This is a genomic window from Rhodococcus sp. Chr-9 (assembly GCF_000801125.1).
In the GTDB taxonomy this organism is placed as follows: Bacteria; Actinomycetota; Actinomycetes; order Mycobacteriales; family Mycobacteriaceae; genus Rhodococcus; species Rhodococcus pyridinivorans.
Window position 1 is genome coordinate 1 of record NZ_JTIZ01000108.1, and the last position, 506, is coordinate 506.

General features: G+C 69.0%; 1 protein-coding gene. It reads right to left on the bottom strand.

Annotation, left to right across the window (positions count from 1 at the left end):
* Positions 1-506: cytochrome P450 (locus QR64_RS17560; RefSeq protein ID WP_039586468.1), on the bottom strand; the 506-nt coding region annotated here is incomplete at both ends.

Below are 506 nucleotides of genomic sequence, written 5' to 3' on the forward strand. Positions count from 1 at the left end.
ACGTCGAGTTCGTAGCCCGGTTCCGGAGCGAAGTCGTACCGCCGGATCAGCGACGCGAGCGTGAGCACCGCCTCGTGCAGCGCGAACTGCCGACAGATACAGGCCCGGATGCCGGTGCCCCACGGTTTGAAGATGTGCGCCGGCCGTTTGCGCACGGCCGCGGGCTCGAACCGGTCCGGGTCGAACCGCTCGGGATCGTCGCCCCACAGCGGGTCGCGGTGCAGTTGCGGCAACAGCACGAACACCCACGAACCCTTCGGCAGCGTCCGTCCGCCGAGGGTGGTCTCACCACGCACCTTGCGGAAATAACCCGGGGCGGCCGGCCACAACCGCAGCGTCTCGTCCACCACCCGCCGCACATATCGCAGCTTGGCGACCTGCTCGTACCCGATCCGGCCGTCGGCACCGACGACCTCGGTGATCTCGGCGCGTGCCTTCGCCACCACCTCGGGATGTCGGCTCAGGAAATGGACCGCGAACCCCAGGGTGGCCGCGGTGGTCTCGTT